The organism is Rheinheimera mangrovi (genome assembly GCF_003990335.1).
GTDB lineage: Bacteria > Pseudomonadota > Gammaproteobacteria > Enterobacterales > Alteromonadaceae > Pararheinheimera > Pararheinheimera mangrovi.
In genome coordinates this window covers 662,247-686,928 of sequence record NZ_CP034683.1, presented here as the reverse complement: position 1 = coordinate 686,928, position 24,682 = coordinate 662,247, and the positions used below count along the sequence as shown (strand labels likewise).

The following is a 24,682-nucleotide window of genomic DNA, read 5'->3' as shown; positions in this document are numbered from 1 at the left end:
CGGGGAAGAAACATTAAGCAGCCATTGCAGCCTGCAGTTTCTTCATCGCGTTTTTCTCTAACTGACGTACACGCTCAGCAGACACCTGGTAACGGTCAGCCAATTCTTGCAATGTCAGTTTCTGATCATCTAACCAACGGGCACGGATAATATCCTGGCTACGATCATCCAGTGTACGTACTGCTGCTTGCAGACGATCGACTGATGCATTATCCCATTGATCTTCTTCAATACGGTTGGCTAAATCTGAGCCTTTATCCTGCAGATAAAATACCGGCGCAGTGTAATTGCTTTCGTCTTCATCATCAGAAGCATCAAAAGGCATATCGTGATTGCTCATCCGGGATTCCATTTCCAGCACTTCGTGCACAGGAACACCTAAGGAATCCGCCACGTTTTGCACTTCTTCTTTGCTGAACCAGCCTAAATGCTTTTTGGCTTTACGCAGATTAAAGAACAGCTTACGTTGTGCCTTGGTGGTGGCCACTTTAACAATACGCCAGTTTTTCAGCACAAACTCATGAATTTCAGCTTTGATCCAGTGCACTGCAAAAGACACTAAGCGCACACCGACAGAAGGGTCAAAACGTTTTACAGCTTTCATCAGGCCTATATTGCCTTCCTGAATTAAGTCGCTGATAGGTAAACCATAACCTGAATAGCTGCGGGCAATATGCACTACGAATCGCAGGTGAGACATAATCAGCACACGGGCTGATTCTAAATCACCGTCTTGTTGTAATTTTTCAGCTAAAGAACGTTCTTCTTCTGCTGTGAGCATTGGGATAGTACTTACCGCATGAGTGTAAGCTTCTAGGCTGCCACTTCCAGCCACTGTCAGATTCATCATTTGTGAAGCCTGAGTCATGTCATTTCCCCTAATTGCGTAATTGGCCCAAATCTTAGCACTCTTTGATAGAGAGTGCTAAAAAAAATTTCGGTCTTTTAAGATCTGAATTGTATAAGCCCTGTTTTTTAATAATATCAATTCATATATAAACAACCAGTTTTCTTATATGATAAATTTAGAACCTACGCACACTGGTAATGAAAAAAAATAAAATCCACTTAAGGCACTTCTATGTATTGTTATGTCGCCCGTCAGCCTATTTTTGATCGTCAAAAATCCGTAACAGGATACGAGCTGCTATTTCGTGACGGTGTGGACAACTGTTTTCCAAATATTGATGCCGACGAAGCCACGTCGAAACTGATCACTCAACATCATCTGTTATTAGGGGTTGAAAAGATCACTGGCGGCAAGCAAGCTTTTATTAACTTTTCGGCAGATACACTTATCCACCACTTCCCCACTTCCATTGACCCCAACAGTATGGTGATCGAAATTCTCGAAACCGTGCCTATCAGTGATGAGCTGCTGACTGCCTGCAAAGAGCTACATAAGATGGGCTACCGCCTTGCGCTGGACGATCATGATTTTGACACCAAGTGGGATGTGTTTTTACCTTATATCAGCATTATTAAGGTGGATGTGCGGATGTTTAATATACTGCAGATCAGTAAATATCTGCGCCGTATAGCTAAATACCCTGTGACCTTACTGGCGGAAAAAGTAGAGACCGCAGATGAATACGAACAACTGAAGCAGCTGGGGTTTGATTTATATCAGGGCTACTTTTTTGCCCACCCGGAAATGCTTAAACACAAACAGATTGGCAGTAACAAGTTAAACCTGCTGGCACTGATCAGCGAGTCCAGCAAAATACAGTTAGATTTTGACGGACTGGCCGCCATAGTAGAACGCGATTTGGATATGTCCTACAAGCTGCTGCGTTTTATCAACAGCGTCAACTTTGCCCGTAAACAAAGTATAGGTTCATTGAAACATGCCATGGTGTATATGGGTGAAGCTGAACTGAAAAAGTTTATTTCCCTGCTGGCATTAGCCAATCTGGCAGAAGGCCAATCGGATGAGTTGTTAGTCATGTCACTGATCCGTGCACGTTTTTGTGACCGGTTGGCTAATATTCGCGGTGACAAAGAAAATCCACCAGCGGCTTTTTTAACAGGTTTATTTTCTTTGGTTGATGCACTGCTCGAGCAACCATTGGAAGAATTGTTGGCCCAGCTACCGTTGCTGCCGGAAATAAAAGTAGCATTGCTGGAAAACAAAGGTGTGCTGGCAGAATATCTGACGGTTGAACGCACTTTTGAGCGTGGTTTGTGGCAGCAGCAAACAGAACTGTCATCCCGCATGGTGCCCGATACCGTAGATTTAAATCTGGTGTATTTTGAAGCTGTGGAATGGGGGCAACGTTTGCTGGCAGTGCAACAACATTAACCCCCGGTATTCAATTAAAGTCCTGTTGCTTCAATCTGGCTGATATTGCGACGCACAGCCAAAAAGGAGCCTAAAAACCCCAATGTTACTGCTACCAGCAATAAATAACCTAATTCGGCCAGACTAAGCGGCTGTAAAGTAAAGCTGCTTTCGTACAACTGGGTCACACTGGCGATCGCCTGTTTTAACCACCACAGCAGTACTTCTTCTATTAAAAAGGTCAGGATGCCGCCAAAAAAACCAAGCCAGATACCGGTATATAAAAATGGACGCTGGATATAACTATTGGTAGCGCCCACCAGTTTCATCACTTCAATTTCGTCTTTTTTATTCAGGATCATCAGCCGAATGGTATTACCCACCACCAGAAGTACGGCGACCATCAGCAGCAAAGCGACAGCAATAGCCACCTGACGTACTAAGCTGACAATAGCATCCAATCGTTCTAACCAGCCAATATCCAGTTTCGCCAACTCAACATAACGTTCCTGCTGCAGCGCAGTCAGTAAAGCAGAAGCTGCGACGCTGGAGGTATTTTTCGGACTAACCAACATGACATGAGGTAACGGATTTTCTTCAATATAACTTAACGCATCGCCGAAACCAGATTCAGCGGTAAACTCAGCCAGCGCCTGACTTTTATCAATAAACTGCACATCAGCCACTTCAGGGTTAGCCTGTAGTAAAGCTATCAGTTCTGCAATCTGAGTTTCGTTGGTATCTGCTTTTAAAAACAAGCTGATTTGCGCCGCCTGATCCACACTGGTGCTGACCTGCTGCAGGTTTTTTACCATTAAATGCAAAGTTACAGGTAAAGTTAAACTCACGCCAAGCACTGCAACTGTTAATAAAGACGAAGCCGGAGTCAGCCATATTTCACCTAAACTGGTCAGAGCCTGGCGAATATGATGCACCCAAAACATCACAAATCTGTTCCACAAGCTTTGCTTCACTGCAGTAGCCCCTGTCGCACGGCCCTGAAATAAAATACTCATTCGTCGGCTCCATAGGACGTTAAGCCATCGTTGATCATGCGGCCATTTTTTAAAGTCAGGGTACGGTAACGCATCCGGGCCAATAGACTTAAATCGTGACTGGCAATCAATACAGACACGCCCACCTGATTAAAGGCTTCGAATACGTTCATAATGTCTTTGGATAAATCAGGATCCAGATTACCTGTGGGTTCATCGGCTAACAATAAAGGTGGGCGATTGACGACAGCACGGGCTATACCGACCCTTTGCTGCTCACCACCGGATAAAGTGTGAGGCAGACAGCGCACCTTATCCAACAGCCCTACTTTATCCAAAGCTGCATGCACTCTTTTGGTCATGTCTTTGCCGCTGAAACCTTCAATCACCAGAGGCAATGCTACATTGTCGAACACGCTATGGTTCATCAACAGCTTATGGTTCTGGAAAATCATACCAATATCACGGCGCACATAAGGCACCTGACCTTTGTTCACCCGGCTTAAATCCACGCCGTTGATAAAGACTTTGCCTGTGCTTGGGCGTTCAATCAGGCTGATCAGTTTTAATAAGGTACTTTTACCCGCGCCTGAGTGCCCTGTTAAAAAGGCCATTTCGCCTTTTTCCAGATGAAAACTAACCCTGTCGAGCGCGACAAAACCACCGCTATAACTTTTTGTGACTTGCTCAAAACGCAACATAATCAGAGATCCCTGGCAAACAATGCCTTAATAAAATCTTTACTATCAAATACCCGCAAGTCATCTATCCCCTCACCCACACCAATGTAGCGGATAGGTAATTTAAACTGGTCAGCGATTGCGAATATCACACCACCTTTGGCTGTACCATCGAGCTTGGTTAAGCTGATGCCACTAATATCCACTGCTTCTTTAAATAAGCGTGCCTGACTTAATGCATTTTGTCCTGTGCCAGCGTCCAGTGTCAGCATCACTTCATGTGGGGCGTTGGCATCGATTTTTTTCATCACCCGGACAATTTTTTTCAGCTCTTCCATTAAATGAGCTTTGTTTTGCAGACGACCTGCGGTATCCGCAATCAATACATCAATACCACGGGCTTTGGCTGCCTGATAGGCATCAAAAATCACTGAAGCACTGTCGGCACCACTGTGCTGCGCTATCACAGGAATTGCATTTCGCTCACCCCATACCTGCAACTGCTCGACAGCTGCAGCTCTGAAGGTATCGCCAGCGGCTAACATCACTGATTTGCCTTGTTGCTTAAACTGCTGCGCCATTTTGCCAATAGTGGTGGTTTTACCTACACCATTCACACCGACCATCAGAATCACAAAAGGACCATCAGCGCCTTCTAGTTGCAGCGGTTGCTCAACATCATCCAGCAACATCGCCATTTCCTGTTGCAGTTTATCGAACAAGGCATCAGCATCTTTTAACTGTTTACGATTGGCATGTTGCACCAGCTGTTTAATCAGTTTCTGACTGGTATCTACACCTACGTCGGCCATTAACAGCTGAGTCTCTAATTCCTCGTATAAATCGTCATCAATTTTTTTACCTAAAAACAAACTAGCTAAGCCATTGCCTAAATTCTGGCTGGTTTTAGTTAAGCCTTGCTTTAAGCGGGCAAAAAAACCTGGACGTTCAGCAGGCTGAGGTTGCAGTTCAACCACAGGTGCAACAGTAGCTAAAGCGGCCGCCTCTGATTGTTGGGCTTCAGGCTCAAGTACTTCTTCTGTAGCTACTGTTACTTCAGTCACTTCTGCAATCGCAGCAGCTTCAGCTGTAGTATCCGTCTGTTGTTCTGCCGGCTTACTCTGCTGTTCTACTGCAGTTTCAACAGGTGCAGCTTCTGTTTTTTTACCAAAACCAAGCCAGGAGAAGAGTTTATTTTGCTTTGTCATAAAGGTCGCTGCCAGAAGATCCGAAAACTAAGGTAAAATTGACCTATATAGTACCATCTTTAAGATGCAGGACAAAAATACTCAATGAAAACAGCAAAGGGCCGCAGTACAGCTCCGGCACATCAGGGGCCAGGTTTTGTCAGGCTGATTAGTGGCAAATGGAAAGGCCGGCGTTTACCAGTCTTGGATGCAGCAGGGTTGAGACCAACTTCAGACAGAGTCAAAGAAACTCTGTTCAATTGGCTGATGCAGGATGTGGCTGGCAGTACTGTGCTGGACTGTTTTGCCGGTAGTGGTAGTTTGGGTTTAGAAGCTTTATCGCGTTATGCCGATTTTGTTTTGTTGCTGGAAAAGGAAGCCAAAGCAGCAAATTTACTGAAACAACATGTCAAAAGCCTTGGTAGTACAGAAGCAGAAGTTTTGCAGACAGATACCTTGGTGTGGTTACAAAAACCAGCGCAGCGTCAATTTGACTTGGTTTTTATTGATCCACCTTTCCGTCAGGATATGGCACTGCCTTGCTGCAAAGCTTTGGCTGAACAGGGTTGGCTCAAACCCGGTGCGCTGATTTATCTGGAAACAGAAAAAGAACTGGCTTTGGATCAGCTTCCTGCAAATTGGCTGTTATTAAAGGAAAAAGTGGCAGGGCAATTGGCTTACCGGCTCTGGCAACAACCTTAAAGCTGAAAACAGAAAAGGCGCCATCAGGCGCCTTTTCTACATAAAATTCGATTAGCTTGCGCTACGGGCTTTGATAGCTTCCAGAATTGGCGAAGCAGCAAAACCATTGCTTGTAGCCCACTCTAAGTCACCTGATTTAGCAACATGGCTGCCTGGCAACTGCTTGATGATAAACTCAGCAGTATCAGCTGCATTGTGTTTGATAGCATGACGCACTAAAGGTAAACCGTCACAAACGATACCATCATAAACGCTTTTTAAACGCAGACGGTTGTCTGACAAGGCTTTACGCAGGTCGTTTTTGTTGTTATCGGCCACATAAGCACAGATTGACTGAACAATCTGGTCGTTAGCTGAGGCAGTTGGTGCAACAAATTGCACAGCGGCGATAGCGATTAAAGCAACAAACTTAAATTTCATAACAAGCTCCGGTGTTGGCTAACACTGATCTAAAAATCAGGCTGATTGGTCTGTATAAACAGGCTGAAACTTCAACAACAGTATGTTTGCCGTTGTTTATCAGCGAACACGAAAGGAGGAGCTTTGATACCAGCGAGCTGGCGTAGATGCGTCCTACGTAATCATCAGATTACGGCAGCCCAGCCATCATAGGTTTCCCCTTAGATCTGCAGCTTTGCGTGTACTCCCTTTCGGGAGACTTGCCTTTCGAGCGCGCGCATTCTAAGCAGTGACTGCTTTTTATGCAAGAAGAATTTTTACGCTTTTTAACAAAGTTAAAGCATTGACTCTAAAGAAACTATTCCTCCGGACAGCAAGACTTTTAGCCGTCTAAATTTTGAGTTTCAGGAACAAGCTCCATGCCTAGATTGCTTAATCCTTGTTCACGTACCCAGGCTTTCAGCATTTGTACTTGTTCACGCTGAAAACCGTCATTTAATGGTGTCACCAGTTCAATCAGTTCTGACAGACAATCCATTTCATATTCCATCAGTTCATGATCACGTACCCACTTTTTCAGTTCAGCTTCAGTAGTAATATCAAGATCTTCAGCCTGGTACTCGATTAAGCGGGCAACTGAGGCCTGCGAAATTTTGGCGACGTTAACAAACTCAGTCGCATCCTGTGACAAAATGCCATTTAACATAGAATCCAAAGCTGTGGCTGTATCAATAGCAGGATAGACTCCAAACATATCAAACTGATTTTGATCTGGTGTCGCCAGCTCTAACTCATTGCATAAACGCTCAAAATTAATTTTAACCTTTTTAACAAACAGCCATTCCCACACCATATTCAGTATATCGCGGCATAATTTAGCATCACCAAAACCTGTGACTTCACTAAATAGCTGATAATTAGGCAGCATCCGCTCCAGCAAAGTCGCTGCTATTGCAGCTTGCTGATAAAATCCCAGTTCACGCATGTTCTGGAAGTTGTTTGCTTTTTGTTTCATGCTTTATCCATATTGGTCTGGCAGTTGTGGCTGCGCATCATACACAAGCACAGCCAGACAGAAAACACTGTTATTTTTGTCCAGTGTACTACCCGCATGGCACTAATGCGAATATGATCAGAATCTTAGTCTATCTTTCTCCACTCTGACCACAGGTGACTTTATGTTGATGACCATGACCACCCCTGCTTTGTTATTTCCGGCTATTTCTCTGCTGTTATTGGCTTACACCAACAGATTTCTGGTTTTGGCGCAGCTGATTCGTCAACTGAATACCCGTGAGGGCGGGCAAGTGCGGGACATGGCCAAACGTCAGATCGAAAATCTGCGACAACGTATGTTTTTAATAAGGTCGATGCAACGCTGGGGCGTCATTAGTTTTGTACTGTGTACTTTGTCGATGTTTTTTCTGTTTATGCAGTGGAGTTTGGCCGGTCAGACCGCCTTTGGCGCCAGTCTGGCCAGTTTAATGCTGAGTTTACTGGTGTCTCTGTATGAAATTCAGATTTCCTGCAATGCCATTAAAATAGAGTTGGAAAGTATGGAGCAAGAGCAGGCTTAACTAACCCGCTCTTAGTGCTGCCAGTTGTTGCTCTAACGCTGCGCAACTGGCCTTTGTGTCCTGCTGCTGGATAGATAAAATAATTTCCCCCACAGGCAAACCAAACTTATACAAAGTAGACTGATTCATCAGCTGTTGCGGAGTCACCAGATACAACCAGTCCTCCACTTTGACTTCAATCACATCATCTTCATCCGGGATTTGCAGCACATATTCCCAATACAAAGTATTACCAGCCTGCTGGCCGGTCGCCTGTCCTGTCACATCAGCAGCTGAACCTGTGACTTTACCTTCTTTATCCACCGCCAGTTGCCAAATTCGTTGTTCCACCCGCCCATCGCTAAAATGAAACAACTCAAACAAAGTCCCTTCATTACCTTGCCACTGACCACAGAGCTGCGCTTCAAACCTCACACTCTGTTTACCTTGCCAGTTTTTTACCACGCCGTAAGCCTGTAGTGACCCACTGAAATAATCAGGTAAATGAAAGACTGGGGTTTGTTGCTGATAATCCTGCACCTGATGGCTACATCCCCACAGTAGCAAAGACGCAAACAAAGCAATAGAACGCATAATAAAGCTCCTCAACCAAGATAAAGGAGCTATACGTAGCCAGAGTCTGTCTGGCTCAGTTTTGTGTTAATGCAAAACAGCAATAAAAGGTAGCACCTTGCCCTTCTACTGATTCAAAGCCAATTAACCCATTCATACCATGCACCAGCTCTTTTGAGATGGCAAGACCCAAACCCGTGCCTCCTGTTTGTCTGGTGTCTGAAGCATCCGCCTGTGAAAAACGCTGAAAAATACGATCACGGAATTTTTCCGGTACGCCGGGTCCTTGATCAACAACTGCAATTTTTACCATTTTTTCGTTCAGGCTCAGCTGCACAACCACTGTTGCTGCGGCTGGCGAGAATTTAATAGCATTACTTAAAAAATTCGATAACACCTGAATAAAACGTTTAGCATCCACCTTGATACAGGCATCCGTCACTGAGGTTTGAATATGCAGCTGAATATGCCTGTCTTGCGCCATCATTTTGTTGGCATCCAGCGCCTGTTGGATCAAAGGCAACACCAACTCAGTTTCCAGATCAAACTGCATTTTTCCTGCAGCTATTTTTTCAATGTCCAGCAAATCGTTGATCAATAAAGTTAAACGCTGACAGTTTTTATAGGCAATGCTGATCAGGCTACTGACTTTTTCCGGCATATCGCCCATAACTCCAGCATGCAGTAAACCTAAAGCTCCGGTAATCGAAGTTAAAGGTGTGCGCAGCTCATGGCTAACCGTAGAGACAAATTCATTTTTCAGTCGCTCTATACGTTTACGATCACTGATATCCCGCACAGTACAAATGTAAATCAGCCGTCCCTGTCTGCGGATCACGGACAAGGCCATTTCCATAGCAAAGATACTGCCGTCTGCACGTAATCCATCCAATTCGCGATTGCAGCCTAACATTGGCTTCACCCCAGGAGTAGGCAAATAGGCCTGGTTGGAGTCCTGATGCTGACGCAGTACTGGCGGTAACAGGTTGGTCGCATAGTGCCCTAAAAAATCCTCAGCTTTACAGCGGAATAAGCTCTGGGCAGCAGGGTTCATACTGGCAATACGACCATTCTCATCAATGGTAATAATGCCATCGACCACATTATTTAAAATAGTCTGAGTATGCTGGGCATATTCTTTACTAATTTGTTCCGCATCTTTACGCTGCGCGACCGACAAAGTTTGCGCCATCACGGCAGCTATAGCACTGGCAAATGCTTCTTCGTCAGAATGCCATTGGCGTTTGGGCCCTATGTGCTCCAGGCACAGCACTCCCACCACTTTGCCAGCAATGATAATACCGGCATCAAGCATGGAACTGATGCCTAAAGGTTTTAGATAAAGTTCAGCAAATTCCGAGGTTGCAGGATCGTGAATCGCATCATTGGCACAAATCCAGCCACGGGACGCAACTACATCGAAATACTGTGGATAATCTGCCTGCCTCAGCAGCAATTGCCCAAACTGCTGCTGACCTTCACTTTGATGCAAAGCCAGACAAAACATTTCATCACCCAGCTCAGACAACATCCAGACACTGACTCGGTTACACAGGACAGCCTGGGCAGTTAAACGCACTAAGCTGGTCGCAAAAGCCAGGGTATCTCCGTTGGCGACAGCCTCATCAACCACCAATTGGGCTAAAGTAATACGTTGGCGTGCGGTGCGACTCTGACTGTCTTTTTCTGCCGTTTCCGCTGTCTTCCTGCTACTGATATCCAGACAAATCACGACAAACCCCGTCAACTGGCCCTGCTCGCTGAATACAGCATCACATTCAAGACTTAACCAACACGCTTGACCCGATACGCCGCAGCACAATAACTCTTCAGAAAAACCTGTGCCTATGACAATGGCCTGATGGATACGTTGCAGTACTGCAGCATCGGCTTTTTGACTGGTTAAAACCTGAGTGATCGCCTGGCCGTTTAAGTAACTGGCTTTATGGCCAGATAAGCGTTCATAAGCTGGATTAACCCACTCAATAGAACCTTGCGGATCAGTCACTATAACTCCGTTGCTGGTTCGGCTGACCACCAGCGACAAACGCTCCAAAGAAGCAGTACCCTGCTCTACCTTATGTTCCAGCTGTACAAAAGCATCGCTGAGCTTTGTTGCCATCAAAGCAAAAGACTGGATCAAACCGTTCAGTTCAAAAACCGGCGTTTGATACAAACTGAAATCTGTTCTGTCACCACTGGCTAACAGATCTGCTCGGCGGTGCAAGGCCTCAATAGGTTGCACCAGTTTGCGGCTCAAGACAAAAATCAACAAAGCGCCAATGATCACAGCCAACAGTATTAACCAAAGGGCCTGCAATGAGTTTTCGTCGACAAAACTCATCAGTTGCTGCTGTGGCAAAACTACAGCAATGCGCAGCTTTAAGCCTTGTGGGTCATTAAATTCAGTAAAATTCACTACATAATGCAGACCATCCAGCTCAAGCTGTTGCTGGCCTGCGGCACCAGTTTTACCATGGAGGGCTGCGGCTGCACTTTGGATCAATGGGTTTTCGCTTCGACTGGCGAGCAGTTGAGTAGTACCAGAGCCCAACTCAGATAACAACGCTGCTCCGGCGGAAGATGCAATCAAGTGACCTGCAGGGTCAGTGATAAAAATCAGTCCCTGCCCTTCCACCGACTGAGCCTGCAAATACAACTCTAAATGACGCAAACTGATATCCGCTGCCACTACCGCCTGTAATTGCCCACTACTGTCAAAGCTAGGAGCAGCCAAACCAACACCTAACCCCTCATACGACTGATATTTATAGATCGGATACCAGCTTGGTTTGCCTTGCTCAACTGCATGCTTAAACCAGCTGCGGGTTCTAACATCATATGGAATACCTTGCTCCAGTGCAGCTCCGGGTAAACCTATTTCCTGCAAGGTATAGCGCACCCTGACTAAGTCTTGCTGATTCAGTGAACTGATTAACGTCAATTGGCCATCGCCAACATCCCGGTTCACTCCCAGGTATCGACCATTAGCAAAACCTGCAGAAACATAAGTTAAGTAAGGGGCGCTACGTATTTGCAGTGTCATAAAGCGCGCCAAATCCTGCTCAGATTTCAGGTCCAGCATGCCACTGTCTATGGATTGTAATGTTGAATCCAATACAGTTTTTGGGATCGCCAGTAAATACTGCAAATGAGAATTTACCCGCAGACTAATTTGATCGGCCAGCTTCTGGCCGTAATGCAAAGCGGCCTGCTGACCATTGCTATAAGAAATCAGGCTAATCAAACCAGCAGTCAAAACAAACAGCAACAACACAGGCACTGTAAAAAAAAGCCGCAGGGACATTCCTTTGTATGAAGGGCGCTTTAAACGCATAGAAGCAAAACACTCCGGCTCTGATTTTTATAGACCATTCCAGTATAGCGGCAATATTTGGAACTACTGCAAGTTAAATCAGCTACTTATCCATATTTATCTGCAACTTAATAGGTGCCGGGCAACACTAGTGGATCAAGCCTAGTTCCAAAGCCAATAACACTGCACGGGTTCGGTCACGTACGCCTAATTTAGCCAAAATACTGGAGATCTGATTCTTAATAGTGCCCTCAGATTTGTACAGCGCACTGGCTATTTCTTTATTGGCATAACCCGACGCCATCAATTGCAGAATTTGCAGCTCTTTGTCAGATAACTCTTCAATAGCAACGGGACGAGGGAAATTACTGACCGGGCTCAGGCCTGATAATAAACGCTCTGTGATAGTGCTTTGAAAACAGGTGCCGCCTTGCTGCAGCGTTTGAATGGCAGAGACTAAACTGTCCAGCGACACGTCTTTAAGTAAATAGCCTTTGGCTCCCAGCTGGATACTTTTTAACACCAGATCATGCTCTTCAAAGGTAGTTAAAATCAGCACTGGTGTTTTTAGTTGCTGCTGTTTTAATAGCTCCAATGTGGCTATGCCATCCACTTTGGGCATAGATAAATCCAATAAAATCACGTCTGGCTTATGCAATAGCACCAACTCCACCACAGTCGAGCCATCCGGCGCTTCAGCGACCACATCAACCTGACCAGACAACTGCAATAAACTTTTAATGCCCTGACGGATCAGCATTTGATCGTCAACCAGCAACACCCGCAAGGTCATAGCTGTATTCCTGAAGGTAAAATTACCTGTAAATTAAAGTGATTGTCTTTGATTTGCCACTGCAAAGTGCCAGCGCAAGATGCAACCCGCTCTTTCATGCCAGTTAAACCATTGCCTGGTTTCCAGCCTGGATCCACCTTGCCGTTGTCATCAATAGTCAGCTGCAAAAAGCCATCTACAGGTTTCACAGATAAATAAAACTCAGTGGCCTGACTATGTCTTAAGGTATTGGTTAAGGCTTCCTGCACAATCAATAACAATTGCTGTGCTATTTTCACATCGGCAAGCTCTGCATCCTGCGGACAATCCCACTGTACTTTTACAGCGGGAACTGCAGTCAGAAGCTTATCCAATGCCTGATAAATGGAAAATTGCTGGTGTTCACGCAAGGCGCTGACAGCTTCACGTACATCAGATAACAGCAGCTTGGCAATCTGATGGCATTGATCCACTTTGGCTTTCGCTTCGCCTTCAGTTAAATGCCCCGCTACCTGCAAGTTAATAGTTAAAGCTGTTAAATGGTGACCCAATACATCATGTAAATCCCTGGCTATCCGGGTACGCTCCTGCTGCTGGGATGCCACCATTAGCAAATCCTGAGTCGCCAGCAATTGCTGGTGACTATGCTGTAATTCTTGCTTAGCTTTTTGTTCTGAGCGCGCCTGCTTGGTCATCAATAGCGCAAAAAAGTGAAAGCTGCTGAACAAAAGCCCGGTGATCCATAACGACCTTTGCTCCAAAGCAGAATCTACGCCATACCAAAACCCCATCAATGCAAGAGTGATGATCACCGCAGTTCGCATTGCCACCAGATAAGGCAAAACCGACACCCAAATAATGCTCAGAATAGCCAGGTAATCGAAAGGCAACAGCCAATTTAACGCCAGAGCAGACATCAACTGCAGCAGATAACAACAGAGCTCAAAGGCAGGCATGCTGCCATGACGTTCAGCACTGCGGGTGGTCAGATAAAAACAAAGGCCATTAACTAAAAATAACGGTATAACCCAGGGCCATAAAGTCCAGAGTTCAGCATCAGACCAGAGCAACCATAAGCTCAATACAAAGACTAAAAACCAGGTCAGCAAGCCTGCCAACACATCCCATGCTATTGAAAACTTTAGTCTCATCACTGACTTCAACCTTTGCTTATTCACTTTGCAGTATGCCTGATTTCAGGGGCGGCTCAATAGGCCAAAAGTCACAGTCAAAAATCCTGACTTATGGCACCTGCGAAAACACAGCTGAAGTTTTAGTCTGACTGCATCTGCTAAAGGGAGAATGATGATGTTAACGCTACATAGCCTGTTATTAAAACTACATATTGTTTTAGGTGTAATTGCACTCTTGCTGTTCTGGTTACCTATGTTAAGCCGCAAAGGTAGTTCTTTGCATCGCAGATCCGGCCGTTATTATGGCCATATTATGAAGACTGTGGCTTTAAGTGGTTTGGTGATGACCTGCATGGTCTGGTTTGATCCTATCGGAATTAAAGGTGCTGCTCTGCTGGCAGATGGTCAGGTCTCAGAGCGCAAACTGGCATTTTTTAACATGCTGAACCTGTTTTTGTTTTTACTCAGCCTGTTGACCTGGGTCACCATACGTCATGCCACCGGCAGCCTTTTATGCAAACAAAACCGCGAGCCACTGAAACACTGGAGTTATCAGGCTCCGGTCTGGTTGCTTGTGGTGGCAGCGCCCTACGCAGCCTGGCAAGGTTTTCTGTTTAATATGCCGCTGGTGATGGTGTTTGCCGGTATTTCGCTCGTGACCAGCTTTAGTATTCTGGCTTACCTGCATACCAAAACGGTTACCGCCAATCGTTGGTTAATAGAACACGCCTCAGCCATGATTGGTTCGGGCATTGCCGCTTACACCGCATTTTTTGCCTTTGGTGGCCGAGCCTTATTTGCCGAGTTATTAACAGGCCACTGGATGATGTTGCCCTGGCTGATCCCGAGCCTGATTGGTGTGCCAGCTACTATCTGGTTTAAACGCCGCTTATCACAGCCCTTAAGAAACTCAGCGTCATAACCTGAAAAAACCAAGGAGAACTTCATCAGAAATTCTCCTTTATATTTATACACTTAAAAACTCTTCAAAAATATTCCTGCTTTTTTGTCAAATCAGGCAAACTATTTTCAGACCTGATACGACTTATCATCAATACAACTTCACAATAGATCAAAAGTGTTTAAACGCAGCGACGAGAGCTTAATAGAAAAAGCCATAGGCGGTGATGCCAAAGCCTGGCAGCAATTGGTGTCGAGATATCAGGCACCCCTGTATTATTTTGGCCTGCGTTTATTGGGTTCGCCTGACGACGCCCGCGATTTATTGCAGGATGTATTGATGGTGCTTTGCCGTAATCTGGCACAGTACCGAGGTGATAGTTCATTCAAAAGCTGGTTGTTTGGCATTGCCAACTACAGAGCCATGGATATGCTCCGCAAGCGTAAAACAACCACAGAGTTTACCGACGAGCATGATTTTTATGATGATGAAGCACCAAGTTTTGAACAACAACTTTATGGTCAGCATACACAAAGGCTGGTGCAACAGCAGTTGCGATCCTTACCGCCGGAGCAGCGGTTGGTTGTAGAGCTGAGGTTTTATCAGCAATTTACTTTTGATGAGATTGCCGATCAGTTGGCGCTGTCGAGCAATACCATCAAATCCAGATTTTACGCGGCCTTAGATAAACTGCGTACGCAGTTGGAGTTAACAGATGTCGAACAGTCAGCAAATTTTTGAAGCATGGCTGGCCGGAAAATTGACGGCCAGCGAATGCGAACAGCAACTGGACCAGAACAGTGAATGGTATAGCCGTTTTCAGACAGCACAGATGATTCAACGTCAGGCTAAAGCACCATTTTTTGCGCCAGTGCCTGAAGTCGACACCATGTCGATGTTTGCGCAACAATGGCAGCGCCCTGCTAAAAGCAGCAACTGGTGGCCCAAACTAAGTGTGGCCTTTTCGGTGGTGGCTTTAGTGGTCAGTTTGTCACCATTGGAGCTGCAGATGCAGGACAGTGGCCTGACATTAAGCTGGCGTGGCGGACAACAAATGCAGCAGCAACAGCTGGAAACCTTGCTCGCAAGCTATCGCAAAGAGCAGCAGGATTATATCCAGACTCAATTACAGAGTACTCAACAGCAGCAAGCTTCACAGCTTATTTTGCTGAAGGACTATTTAACCGAACAACAAACCAAAGAAAGACGCACCGATATGCTGGAACTGGTGGAATACCTCAATCAGCAACGTCAGTCTGACTGGCATTACTGGCAGGATAATTACCAGCCAAGCCAGGCCAGATTGGATCTTGGTGCATCACCGAACACTCAGAACAGATAACCTAGTGGAGTAACAAACTCATGAAGATATTCAGCAAAGTCTCCTTGTTGGCAGGCCTTATTATCGCAAGCAACAGTTTTGCCGCCACTGAAGTGAACGCTAAGCTTGGACAAAATCTGAAAATAATGCAGGACATACTGCAAAGCTCATTAGGCGGCGAAGAGCACTCCAGCATAGGTCGGATCCAACACAGCTATCTGATAGGTCAGGGTGTGGCATTTCGGGTGGATAGTAACAGCGGCTGGTTGCGACATTTTGTGATGCCTCCTATGCCTCCTATGCCACCAGTAGCTCCTGTGGCTCCCGGGGCTGCAGTGGCGGTTTCAGCTAACGTGGCAAACTCCATCAGTATTTCGGAAAACGGTAATAGCTTTAGTTTTAGCTTTGATGAAGAAGCTATGGAAGAAATGGCTGAAGCCGCCGAAGCCATGGCAGAACAACAACAGGATCAAAGCGAAAAGCTGCGGGATCTGCGGGAGGAACGCCGTGACATCGAACGTGATTTACGGGATTACGAACGGGAAAAACGCGATATAGAGTTTTCCTCCAAAGTCAGCAAACTGGATGCAGATCAGCAAAAGAAACTAAAAGAAATTAACCAAAAGTCAGAGCAACTGAAGATCCAACTGACCCAATTGCAAAAAAATCTGACTGAGCAAGAACAGGAATACAATAAAAAACGCGCTGAGCAGCAAAAACTGGCGGCACAGCGTCAAACTGAGCTGGTGGCTAAAGTAGGTCAGGTGTTCAGTAATACCTTGTGTGATTACGGCGCCAGCTTACGGGATTTAAAAGAGCAGGAATTTGTCTCGTTTCAGCTAAGTTTATCTGGCCGCAACAACGCCAAAGATCACTACTGGGTGGTGAAAAAATCCGATATCAACCAGTGTGTCACAGGCAAGATTGATGCACCGGCTTTATTGAAAAAAGCCAGTTATTACCAGTATTAATAGCTCCCACTTCAAGACAACACAGCAGCAAGCCTCTGTGTTGTCTTGACAGCAGTTCAGCTTCTGGCGTACAAAGCCGAAAATTCATGATAAACCAGAGCTCAATAGTCCTTATGTCTTATCAATGGCCCACTTTAACAGACTGGCTGGAACAGATAGCTCCAGCTTTTTATCAGCAAGGTTATGTGGTGTTGGAACAGGCTATTCCGGCCAAGTTATGCTGGCAGTTGTATCAGGACGTGCAACGGCAGTCATTAAAAGCGGCAGGAGTTGGACGTCAGGGCCTGCACCAGCTGGATCAGCAAGTGCGACGCGATCATACCGCCTGGTTAGATTCTGACAATCCGGTGCAACAGCAGTATTTGCAACAAATGGCTTTACTGCAACAGGATATGAACCAACGCTGTTTTTTAGGTTTAATAGATTTTGAAGCGCATTACGCCCGTTATCAGCAAGGTGATTTTTATCAGAAACATCTTGATGCTTTTGTCGGCCGTTCAAATCGTGTGTTATCCAGCGTTTGTTATCTGAATACGCCAGAGCAAGGCGGCGAGCTGGTACTCTATGACGAGCAGGATCAGCTATTAACCACCATACAACCTAAAGCCGGCACTTTGGTGATCTTTGAAAGTTGTCGTTTTCCACATGAAGTATTGCCTGCGTCCGAAACCCGCTACAGCATTGCGGGCTGGTTCCGACATAACAGCAGTATTCAGGGCCAGATTGACCCCTCACAATAAACAGCTCAAAACAATAAACAAAAACACTCGCACAGTGTTTTACTTCAGGGCAAGATAATAAAAAAATTCGGGAATAGTGCCTGTGGTCTTATCTTCATTTTGGGTGTCACCGCTCACGTCATTGGCTCGTTTGTCATTCTGGCGCAGAGTGCACAAATATCTTGGCTGGGTGTTACTGCTGCAATTAATAGGCTGGTTTGGCAGTGGTTTGGTGATGAGCCTTTTACCTATAGAGCAAGTACGAGGTGAACATTTACGTCGAGCTCTGGCAACTCCGGACTGGAGTCAGGCTATCTCTCCTGCACCACTGGCGCAGCAACTCCCGCATCATCAGTTGAAACTCAGCCAACAAGGCATTACTCCTGTTTATCAATTCAGTAAAGACAAGGAGCAGTTGTATTATTCGGCCTTAACAGCTGAAGTGATAGCTCCATTAACAGAAGCTCAGGTAAAAGACTTAGCAAGACGTCAGTATCAGGGCTCTGCCGAAATAGACAAAATGCAGTACATGCAACAAGCACCTTTTGAAGTCAGGCACTTAACTGCACCTTTATGGCAAGTGCAGTTCGCGGATGAAGACAACAGCAGCTTTTATTTGGAAGAGTACACAGGCAAACTCTTGTCGGTGCGCACCGCGAACTGGCGTGTTTTCGATTTTGTCTGGATGCTGCATATTATGGATTACGAAAACAGAGAAGATTTTAACCACCCACTGTTGATTGTGTTTTCCGCTACAGCTTTGTTTTTTACCCTAACCGGCGCTTTGTTATTGCCATGGCGGCGGAAAAAACGCAATCGCTCATAACAAATCGAGGCCAATACCTGCAAATAGCAATAAACCACTGTAATGGTTATTTAAAAATGCCTGGAAACAACCGGCCCGGCCCTGCGTTTTTGCCTGCCAGTGTTGATGAATAAAACTCAGCAGCACCAGCACTAAAGCCGCATAAAAAAACCATCCAAGGCCATTTTGTTGACCCACCCAGGCCATCAGCGCCAAAAACATCAGCTGCAGAGCAGCAATAGCAGGATGACAATAACGACCAAATAATAACGCGGTGGATTTAACCCCTATCGTTTTGTCGTCCTGCATATCGACCATAGCGTAAAAGGTATCAAATGCGACGGTCCAGACTAAATTCGCCAGATACAAAGCCCAAATCCATAGCGGAATACTGCCTGTTGCAGCCATAGCGGCCATAGGAATTGCCCAGCTGTACGCCGCTCCTAAAACAAATTGTGGCAGGTAGGTCACACGCTTCATAAAGGGGTAGAGAATGGCTAAAGCAACTGCCACTAAAGATAACAGTTGGGTAGCCGGGCTTAAAAACAACAGCAAACTTGCACTACACAGCAGCAAGAGTACAAACAGCTGCAAGGCTTCGCCGCTGCCAACCAGCCCAGCGGCTAAAGGCCGCGCTTTGGTGCGCTCAACATGACCATCAAAATTGCGGTCCGCATAGTCGTTAATCACACAACCTGCAGATCTCATCAGTACAACACCAGCACTGAATACCAACAATAAGGTTAAATCCGGAAAACCAGATGACGCCAGCCACAAGGCCCACCAGGTTGGCCACAACAACAGATAAATGCCAATAGGCCGGTCCAAGCGCATTAACTGCCGGTAATAAGGCCAATTCTGCCATTGCAATTGCCATCTCATAGCTCAAGCACTCCGGGTAAAAAAACTTCCTGCACCAATAAAGGGTGTTGTTGCACTGAAAAGATGGAGCGTCGGGCCCATAATTCCCGCTGTGCACCAAGCACTGGCAGGTGTAAGCCAGCACTGAGTAAAGCGACTTCAATCTCACCGCGCTCTAAACTGGCATGTTGAAAAATATACTCCCCCAAAGGCTGGGATCCCAAACGGGCCAAAGGTTCCATCTGTTCCAGTGTCGATTCCGGTAACCAGCTTTGTGCATAAACACAAGGCGTACCGTCACACCAGAGGATCACATCCCGTTTTAACCCTTGAGGCTGTTGCCATTGCCGTTGTAACAGGTCCGGCAGCACTTGCCAGTGTTCTGCGACCAATTCCAGCCTGAAATTCTGGCAATGACGTTTAAGTAATGCGGTCAATGAGCCCTGACATAACAACCAGGACTCAAGTGCCGCAGGCAATTGCAGCTGCCGGGCATTTTGCCAAAAGGCATTGAGTTGAAAAAGACTGTCTGTGCTGTGCATAAAATTAAACTGCAGCTAAGGTGCCGCGCATCATAACAATTTTGCCATCGTATTGGTATGTAATGCCTTTGAGGGAAAAATTGATTACCATAGCGACATTATTATGTAAGCCCCCCCTTTGTTCTATGACGTATTGCCATACATTAATTATCGGAGCTGGCCACGCTGGTTATAGCCTTGCCAAAGAATTACGTAAGCTGGACCCCAATCGCAACATTTGCCTTGTCAGCAGTGACAGCGCAGATTATTACTCCAAGCCATTGCTATCCAACGGCTTTAGCAAACAAAAAAGCGCCGCTGATTTTATCCAAAAAACTGCAGCGCAAATGGCTGATGAACTGAACATCGCGATTTGGCCGCATTGCCAGGCTGAACAGATTGACACCGAGCTGCACCAAGTCCAGACCAATAAAGGCACAATACAGTATCAACAACTGGTACTTGCCACAGGAGCCAGCCCAGTCAAACTGGCTTTACCACCAGCAACAGAAGGTCTGGTTTGGTCTGTGAACGACTTAGCGGATTACCAGAATTTCCTGCAGCAAAGCCAGGGTAAACAAAAAATCACAGTGTTAGGCGCAGGTTTAGTTGGCATTGAATATGCTAACGATTTGGCTGCAGCAGGTTTTCAGGTATCGGTCATAGCGCTGGAGCAACAACCTTTGGCTCAGCTACTGCCGCCACTATTGGGCGACGTGTTGCAACAGCAGTTAAAAAACCTTGGCGTTGAATTTTATTGGGGCTCTGCCATCGCAGACGCAGAGCTCACTGGCCAGCACCTCAGGCTGACATTGGCAGATGGCCGCAGTCTGGATACAGAACTGATCCTGTCCGCCGTGGGTTTAAAACCAAATCTGCAACTTGCAATGCAGGCAGGTTTAGACTGTGGAAAAGGCATAAAGGTAAATCGGACTCTGGCAACTTCGGCCACTGATATCTATGCTTTGGGCGACTGCGCTGAAGTTTGCGGTTATAACCTGATGTATATTCAACCAATTAGTTTATCTGCCAAAGCCTTGGCCTTAACTCTTACCGGCCAAAGCAGCGCAGTGCAATTCCCTGTAATGCCGGTGATTGTTAAATCGCCGGCTTTATCTGTAGTAAGCTGGCCGGCAGCACCGCAGCAACAGGGTGAATGGAGCTTTGAGGGACATGGACTGGATTGGCTGGCCAGGTTTCAAAGCCAGTCAGGCCAGTTGCTGGGGTTTGCGTTAACCGGAAAAATGGTGGCACAACGTTTACGATTGGCAAAAGAAATGCCAGCTTTGATAGCTTAACGTCAGACCTTCGGGTAAGATCCTTTTTTGAATGTTTGATAAAAATGAAAGAGTGAACCGGATGAAAAAAGCGCTGACTTGTTTTGTTTTTTTATTGTTAAGTCAAAACCTTTGGGCTCAGGATGAAGCCAACACGCCCATGAAGGCGAGTTATGCATATTTTGGCTTTGATCCGGATATAGTCACTAACTATGTTACGCCAACCACTGAAGATCTGGGGTACGTTCGGGTGACGATGGAACTGATGATTATGGATAAAAAGTATCTCGAGGTGGTAGAGCACCACGAACCATTGATCCTGGATAAAATAGTCGCAGCCTTTGGCCGTGAAAATGGTGAAACAATTAAGTCTCTGACAGGGCGAGAAGAAATCCGCCTGAAAATACTAAACCAGTTGCGTGAAGTCCTTAAAAAGGAAACGGGTCAGGATATTTTAAAAGACGTATTGTTTACCAAGTATCTGTATCACTAAGCACTAAAAAGCACTTACTGCACTGTCAGCGCTGTGCAGTAAGTAGTTTGCTTGCGGCTATAAGTAAAAACGCGCAGACAATTCCAGCCAGTAGTCCCGCCAGATGCGCCCAATTCGCCATGGCAATCCACAACAAATCAAAAAAGCCTATCACTAGCCATATCAACATAAAGCCCACTAAAGCATTACTGATGCGCAAACCCCAGTTCGGCTTTAACAAACCGCATATCCAGTAAAAACCAAACAGGCCATACACCAAACCTGACATACCGCCGAAATGGGAATCGACCATGAAGAACTGAGTAAGATTGGAAATCAACAATACAATCAGCGTCAGGCTGATAGCAACAATACGGCCTAACTTCAGCTCCAGCGGCCCAAGTAAGTACCAGACCCAAATCAGGTTAAACACCAGGTGGGAGCCAGAAAAATGCAACCAGCCCGGAGTAAACCAACGCCACGCTTGATCCAGACTTAAGCCCAGTTCAGGTTTCAACTGCAAAGCCGCCAAAGCAGACCATGGATCAATTTGTTGCCAGCCATACACCAGCAAAGCCGACAACCAAACCATATGGCTAAACCAGCCACCGTTAGCCCATAACTGTTGCCAGTAACCGGATAAACCTGCTGACCCTGTGCCCGACTTCAGCACTTCAGCTCTGTCCCATGCCGCAGCCTGATAACGATCTGCATAGGGGTTTAACAAAAAGCGTTCCAACTCAGCCAAAACCTGTTGTGCATGCTCCGGCGCACACCACAACTCGGCTTGCTCTGCAGAATGCACTACCACACTGACATCCAGTTGCTGATTTTTACAATAATCAGCCAGACTCAAAGCCGCAGCAGAAGAGGCAAAATCACCAATTTTAATCATGGGAACCCGTAACAAAAGGCAATTGCTGACGCCAGGCTTCAAAACCGCCGTCCATACTGAATACAGTTTCAAAACCCTGTTGTGCCAGATACTGAGCAGCACCCTGGCTGGAATTACCGTGATAACAGACCACAACCACCGGAGTTTCAAATTCGGTTTGTTGGATAAACTGATTCAAACTACCGTTGGTTAAATGGAAAGAGTCAGCAATATGACCAGAGGCATAACTTTGCTCATCACGAATATCGACCACTACTGCTTTATGCTGCTTAATTTGCTCCAGCGCTGTGGCTACTGAAATACGACTGAACTCACTCATAGGTCACTCCGTTTACAACTTCAAATTCAAATGAATGCCGCGATTGTAGCCCAGCCAGACTATGTTGAGTACCACAGCTTGCATCAGATCCGCTGAACAGCAGAGAATTGACGAAGAAATAAACAGGCTAAAGCTACTAAATACCGCATTAAAACACCAAGTTAACAATTACAGCTTTAGCTAAAGCCCAAGCTTAGGTAAAATAGCGCGCCTTGTTGGTTTGGAAACAGAGTACTCATGTCAGATAGTCCCTTGTATTTAATTTACGATCCTGCTTTTGATGATATGGACGCCGAAGGCTGCCCGGGATTTGGTTTTATACTGGTATTTGACGAGCAGGATCTGGACAACTACCAATCGGGTGAAAACCCGCCTTTCCCTGCTGTATCCATGTTATTTACTGACCATGCCGATGGCAGCATCAGTGGTGACTTATTAGGCTGGGCGCAACTGGATGCCGAAATATTTCAACAGTTTCCCTTGGGTCAGTTTTTTCAGTTGATGGAACAAGCTGCTCAGGTTGCTATTAACGCTTATCGTCAAGTGGGCCAGGTACCAGACAAACTGATAGCCCAAATGTTACCGGACGATGATTTAATTCAGTTTGATGTGCAGTTTGCCACGCTGGAGCTAAATGATGCCGAAGCCGAATCACAGCTGGCCAAACAAATGATGTCTGGCCGTCCTTATTTAGATTCTTAACCGATCCTTTTCCCTCAATGCTCCGTAATCTGACAAAACGGAGCTTGTATGACCCATCATAAATTACATCTTCCTCAAAAAATCTGCGCCTGCTGTGGTTTAGCTTTTAGCTGGCGGAAAAAATGGCAAAAAAACTGGCCTGAAGTAAAGTACTGCTCAGAGCGCTGCCGCCGGAAAAAGTGACTTTCAGCCTATTGTAAAATTCTGCGAAAAACCTGTTAAATAAGGGTTAACCTATAACGCAGGATCCGTTATGAAAACTCTGTATCTTTTCGCCGCTTTAAGTAGTTTCCCCTTACTAGCCAGTGATTTAAGTTCATACGATTTATTGCTAGAGCAGGATAAATTCCGTCAGTTACAACAACAGCTAAGCAAGACAAGCAATTTACCCGATAAAGAGCTGTGGGCACTGCAACTGAAAACCATGCTGGGCTTGCGCCAATCTGAACAGGCAGAGCAATTGGCTAATCAGGCGCTTAAAGCCTATCCAAAAGATGCGGAACTGCTGCGTCTGGCGGCATTAAATCAGTTTAATCTGGCGCAAGAGAGCAGCATTTTTTCTGCAGGCTCTTATGCCAAAGCAGGTTTAGCTTTACTGAAACAGGCGATGGCTGCGGATCCTGCAGATTTGGAAACTCAACAAAGTCTGATTAGTTTTTATCTGCAAGCCCCTGCCATTGCAGGTGGCGACACGGAAGAAGCGAAAAAACTGGCGAAAGCTATGGCAGAAAAACATCAACCAGAAGGTACCTTAGCGGGTATCAACGTATTAATGGACGATGACAAACTACCGCAGGCTATTCAGCTCGCAGAACAACAACTGCAACAGTATCCAAAACACCCGGCTTTATTAGGCGCTTATGCAAATTTACTGAGCTTAAATAACGAACCGGCCAATGCTTTTATTCAGTATCAAAAAGCAGCCGCTGCAGCGACAGATTTGTCAGAGCAGCAAGGTTACTACTATCAGCTGGGTCGCTTAGCTGCAACAGCCCAAAAAGATCCACAACTCGGTCAGCAGGCACTGTTGGACTATTTAGCTTTTTATCAGGACAGCGACAACGCCAGATTCAGCTGGGCACAATTACGCTTAGCCCAGATTTATCTGGTACAAAAACAGCAGGATAAAGCAAAAGAGTTGCTACAGCAGATCAAAAACCAGCAGCAGGACGATGATCGGCTGCAAAGCGAGCTCAAAAAACTGGAAAAACAACTGAAAAATGCCTGAAGCCTGCTTATCTGAACGGGATCTGTGGATCCCGTTTTGCTTTTTAGGCGCAGGCCTTTTACTATATGCACTTTATTTCATCACCCAGTTCGCCGG

The 24,682-nt window shown here is 45.9% G+C and carries 28 protein-coding genes and 1 riboswitch; of the genes, 14 read left to right on the top strand and 14 right to left on the bottom strand.

From position 1 onward, the window contains the following. Nucleotides 1-13: 13 nt before the first annotated feature. Nucleotides 14-868 carry an RNA polymerase sigma factor RpoH gene (gene rpoH, locus EK374_RS03230; protein ID WP_127020086.1) on the bottom strand — a complete coding sequence of 285 codons (855 nt, stop codon included), beginning with the start codon at nt 866-868 and terminating at the stop codon, nt 14-16. Nucleotides 869-1,081: 213 nt separating this feature from the next. Between rpoH and EK374_RS03225 the strand changes: the two genes are divergently transcribed. Next, a complete protein-coding gene (locus EK374_RS03225) occupies nt 1,082-2,302 on the top strand; it encodes an EAL and HDOD domain-containing protein (RefSeq protein ID WP_127020085.1) in 1,221 nt (406 codons plus the stop codon). Between the two features lie 14 nt (nt 2,303-2,316). Here the strand turns inward: EK374_RS03225 and ftsX are convergent, their stop codons facing one another. Genes ftsX through ftsY form a run of 3 tightly spaced genes read right to left on the bottom strand, consistent with a single transcriptional unit; the run spans nt 2,317 to nt 5,164 of the window. Then, nucleotides 2,317-3,297 (bottom strand): permease-like cell division protein FtsX, encoded by a 981-nt coding sequence (gene ftsX / locus EK374_RS03220; protein ID WP_127020084.1) that lies wholly within the window; start codon nt 3,295-3,297, stop codon nt 2,317-2,319. Then, nucleotides 3,294-3,977 carry a cell division ATP-binding protein FtsE gene (ftsE, locus tag EK374_RS03215; protein ID WP_127020082.1) on the bottom strand — a complete coding sequence of 228 codons (684 nt, stop codon included), beginning with the start codon at nt 3,975-3,977 and terminating at the stop codon, nt 3,294-3,296. The genes ftsX and ftsE overlap by 4 nt, the downstream gene beginning before the upstream one ends. Nucleotides 3,978-3,979: 2 nt before the next feature. Next, nucleotides 3,980-5,164 (bottom strand): signal recognition particle-docking protein FtsY, encoded by a 1,185-nt coding sequence (gene ftsY, locus EK374_RS03210; RefSeq protein WP_127020079.1) that lies wholly within the window; start codon nt 5,162-5,164, stop codon nt 3,980-3,982. 84 nt (nt 5,165-5,248) lie between these two features. On the opposite strand from ftsY, the gene rsmD reads away from it, so the two are divergent. Next, nucleotides 5,249-5,845, top strand: a complete 597-nt coding sequence (rsmD, locus tag EK374_RS03205; protein WP_127020077.1) for a 16S rRNA (guanine(966)-N(2))-methyltransferase RsmD — start codon at nt 5,249-5,251, stop codon at nt 5,843-5,845. A 51-nt stretch (nt 5,846-5,896) separates the two neighbouring features. Here the strand turns inward: rsmD and EK374_RS03200 are convergent, their stop codons facing one another. Both EK374_RS03200 and EK374_RS03195 read right to left on the bottom strand, forming a co-directional pair. Continuing rightward, nucleotides 5,897-6,265 carry a DUF3718 domain-containing protein gene (locus EK374_RS03200; protein ID WP_127020075.1) on the bottom strand — a complete coding sequence of 123 codons (369 nt, stop codon included), beginning with the start codon at nt 6,263-6,265 and terminating at the stop codon, nt 5,897-5,899. 170 nt (nt 6,266-6,435) lie between these two features. Continuing rightward, nucleotides 6,436-6,519: riboswitch (cyclic di-GMP riboswitch) on the bottom strand. Between the two features lie 107 nt (nt 6,520-6,626). Then, nucleotides 6,627-7,259: a YjaG family protein gene (locus EK374_RS03195; protein WP_127020073.1), complete on the bottom strand. Its 633-nt coding sequence runs from the start codon at nt 7,257-7,259 to the stop codon at nt 6,627-6,629. Nucleotides 7,260-7,422: 163 nt separating this feature from the next. On the opposite strand from EK374_RS03195, the gene EK374_RS03190 reads away from it, so the two are divergent. After that, a complete protein-coding gene (locus tag EK374_RS03190) occupies nt 7,423-7,821 on the top strand; it encodes a DUF2721 domain-containing protein (RefSeq protein WP_206099273.1) in 399 nt (132 codons plus the stop codon). Here the strand turns inward: EK374_RS03190 and EK374_RS03185 are convergent, their stop codons facing one another. From EK374_RS03185 to EK374_RS03170, 4 genes are all read right to left on the bottom strand, one after another. After that, the gene (locus tag EK374_RS03185; RefSeq protein WP_127020071.1) at nt 7,822-8,394 is read right to left on the bottom strand and encodes a DUF3833 domain-containing protein; all 573 of its coding nucleotides are present in this window, start codon (nt 8,392-8,394) and stop codon (nt 7,822-7,824) included. A 55-nt stretch (nt 8,395-8,449) separates the two neighbouring features. After that, complete coding sequence (locus EK374_RS03180; RefSeq protein WP_127020069.1) at nt 8,450-11,710, bottom strand: PAS domain S-box protein; 3,261 nt, start codon at nt 11,708-11,710, stop codon at nt 8,450-8,452. 127 nt (nt 11,711-11,837) lie between these two features. Then, nucleotides 11,838-12,482: a response regulator transcription factor gene (locus EK374_RS03175; RefSeq protein WP_127020067.1), complete on the bottom strand. Its 645-nt coding sequence runs from the start codon at nt 12,480-12,482 to the stop codon at nt 11,838-11,840. After that, complete coding sequence (locus EK374_RS03170) at nt 12,479-13,612, bottom strand: sensor histidine kinase (RefSeq protein ID WP_127020065.1); 1,134 nt, start codon at nt 13,610-13,612, stop codon at nt 12,479-12,481. The genes EK374_RS03175 and EK374_RS03170 overlap by 4 nt, the downstream gene beginning before the upstream one ends. A 154-nt stretch (nt 13,613-13,766) precedes the next feature. On the opposite strand from EK374_RS03170, the gene EK374_RS03165 reads away from it, so the two are divergent. The 6 genes from EK374_RS03165 to EK374_RS03140 all read left to right on the top strand — a co-directional run bounded on the left by EK374_RS03165 (nt 13,767) and on the right by EK374_RS03140 (nt 18,332). Further along, the gene (locus EK374_RS03165; RefSeq protein ID WP_127020063.1) at nt 13,767-14,516 is read left to right on the top strand and encodes a hypothetical protein; all 750 of its coding nucleotides are present in this window, start codon (nt 13,767-13,769) and stop codon (nt 14,514-14,516) included. 156 nt (nt 14,517-14,672) lie between these two features. Beyond that, nucleotides 14,673-15,236, top strand: a complete 564-nt coding sequence (locus tag EK374_RS03160; RefSeq protein WP_127020061.1) for an RNA polymerase sigma factor — start codon at nt 14,673-14,675, stop codon at nt 15,234-15,236. Next, entirely contained in the window at nt 15,211-15,837 is a 627-nt protein-coding gene (locus EK374_RS03155) for a hypothetical protein (RefSeq protein WP_127020059.1), read from the top strand. The genes EK374_RS03160 and EK374_RS03155 overlap by 26 nt, the downstream gene beginning before the upstream one ends. Nucleotides 15,838-15,857: 20 nt before the next feature. After that, nucleotides 15,858-16,787, top strand: coding sequence for a hypothetical protein (locus EK374_RS03150; RefSeq protein WP_127020057.1), 930 nt, complete (start codon nt 15,858-15,860; stop codon nt 16,785-16,787). 113 nt (nt 16,788-16,900) lie between these two features. Continuing rightward, entirely contained in the window at nt 16,901-17,527 is a 627-nt protein-coding gene (locus EK374_RS03145) for a 2OG-Fe(II) oxygenase (protein WP_127020055.1), read from the top strand. A gap of 82 nt (nt 17,528-17,609) precedes the next feature. Further along, nucleotides 17,610-18,332 (top strand): PepSY domain-containing protein, encoded by a 723-nt coding sequence (locus tag EK374_RS03140; RefSeq protein WP_233280323.1) that lies wholly within the window; start codon nt 17,610-17,612, stop codon nt 18,330-18,332. Here the strand turns inward: EK374_RS03140 and ubiA are convergent. Beyond that, complete coding sequence (gene ubiA / locus EK374_RS03135) at nt 18,327-19,193, bottom strand: 4-hydroxybenzoate octaprenyltransferase (protein WP_127020053.1); 867 nt, start codon at nt 19,191-19,193, stop codon at nt 18,327-18,329. The two genes, EK374_RS03140 and ubiA, sit on opposite strands and share 6 nt — an antisense overlap. Continuing rightward, complete coding sequence (locus tag EK374_RS03130; protein ID WP_127020051.1) at nt 19,190-19,714, bottom strand: chorismate--pyruvate lyase family protein; 525 nt, start codon at nt 19,712-19,714, stop codon at nt 19,190-19,192. The genes ubiA and EK374_RS03130 overlap by 4 nt, the downstream gene beginning before the upstream one ends. A gap of 125 nt (nt 19,715-19,839) precedes the next feature. Between EK374_RS03130 and EK374_RS03125 the strand changes: the two genes are divergently transcribed. Beyond that, nucleotides 19,840-20,991 (top strand): FAD-dependent oxidoreductase, encoded by a 1,152-nt coding sequence (locus EK374_RS03125; protein ID WP_164731810.1) that lies wholly within the window; start codon nt 19,840-19,842, stop codon nt 20,989-20,991. Nucleotides 20,992-21,052: 61 nt separating this feature from the next. Next, the gene (locus tag EK374_RS03120; protein ID WP_127020047.1) at nt 21,053-21,463 is read left to right on the top strand and encodes a flagellar basal body-associated FliL family protein; all 411 of its coding nucleotides are present in this window, start codon (nt 21,053-21,055) and stop codon (nt 21,461-21,463) included. 25 nt (nt 21,464-21,488) lie between these two features. On the opposite strand, the gene EK374_RS03115 is transcribed toward EK374_RS03120, so the two are convergent. Both EK374_RS03115 and glpE read right to left on the bottom strand, forming a co-directional pair. Beyond that, nucleotides 21,489-22,337: a rhomboid family intramembrane serine protease gene (locus EK374_RS03115; protein ID WP_127020045.1), complete on the bottom strand. Its 849-nt coding sequence runs from the start codon at nt 22,335-22,337 to the stop codon at nt 21,489-21,491. Continuing rightward, entirely contained in the window at nt 22,330-22,656 is a 327-nt protein-coding gene (gene glpE, locus EK374_RS03110; RefSeq protein WP_127020043.1) for a thiosulfate sulfurtransferase GlpE, read from the bottom strand. Before glpE ends, EK374_RS03115 begins: the two co-directional genes overlap by 8 nt. A 237-nt stretch (nt 22,657-22,893) precedes the next feature. Between glpE and EK374_RS03105 the strand changes: the two genes are divergently transcribed. From EK374_RS03105 to EK374_RS03095, 3 genes are all read left to right on the top strand, one after another. Further along, a complete protein-coding gene (locus tag EK374_RS03105) occupies nt 22,894-23,358 on the top strand; it encodes a hypothetical protein (RefSeq protein WP_127020041.1) in 465 nt (154 codons plus the stop codon). A 48-nt stretch (nt 23,359-23,406) separates the two neighbouring features. Beyond that, a complete protein-coding gene (locus tag EK374_RS20985) occupies nt 23,407-23,541 on the top strand; it encodes a DUF2256 domain-containing protein (RefSeq protein WP_082335703.1) in 135 nt (44 codons plus the stop codon). A gap of 70 nt (nt 23,542-23,611) precedes the next feature. After that, on the top strand, nt 23,612-24,586 hold the full coding sequence (locus EK374_RS03095) for a tetratricopeptide repeat protein (protein WP_127020038.1): 975 nt from the start codon (nt 23,612-23,614) through the stop codon (nt 24,584-24,586). Nucleotides 24,587-24,682 lie beyond the last annotated feature (96 nt).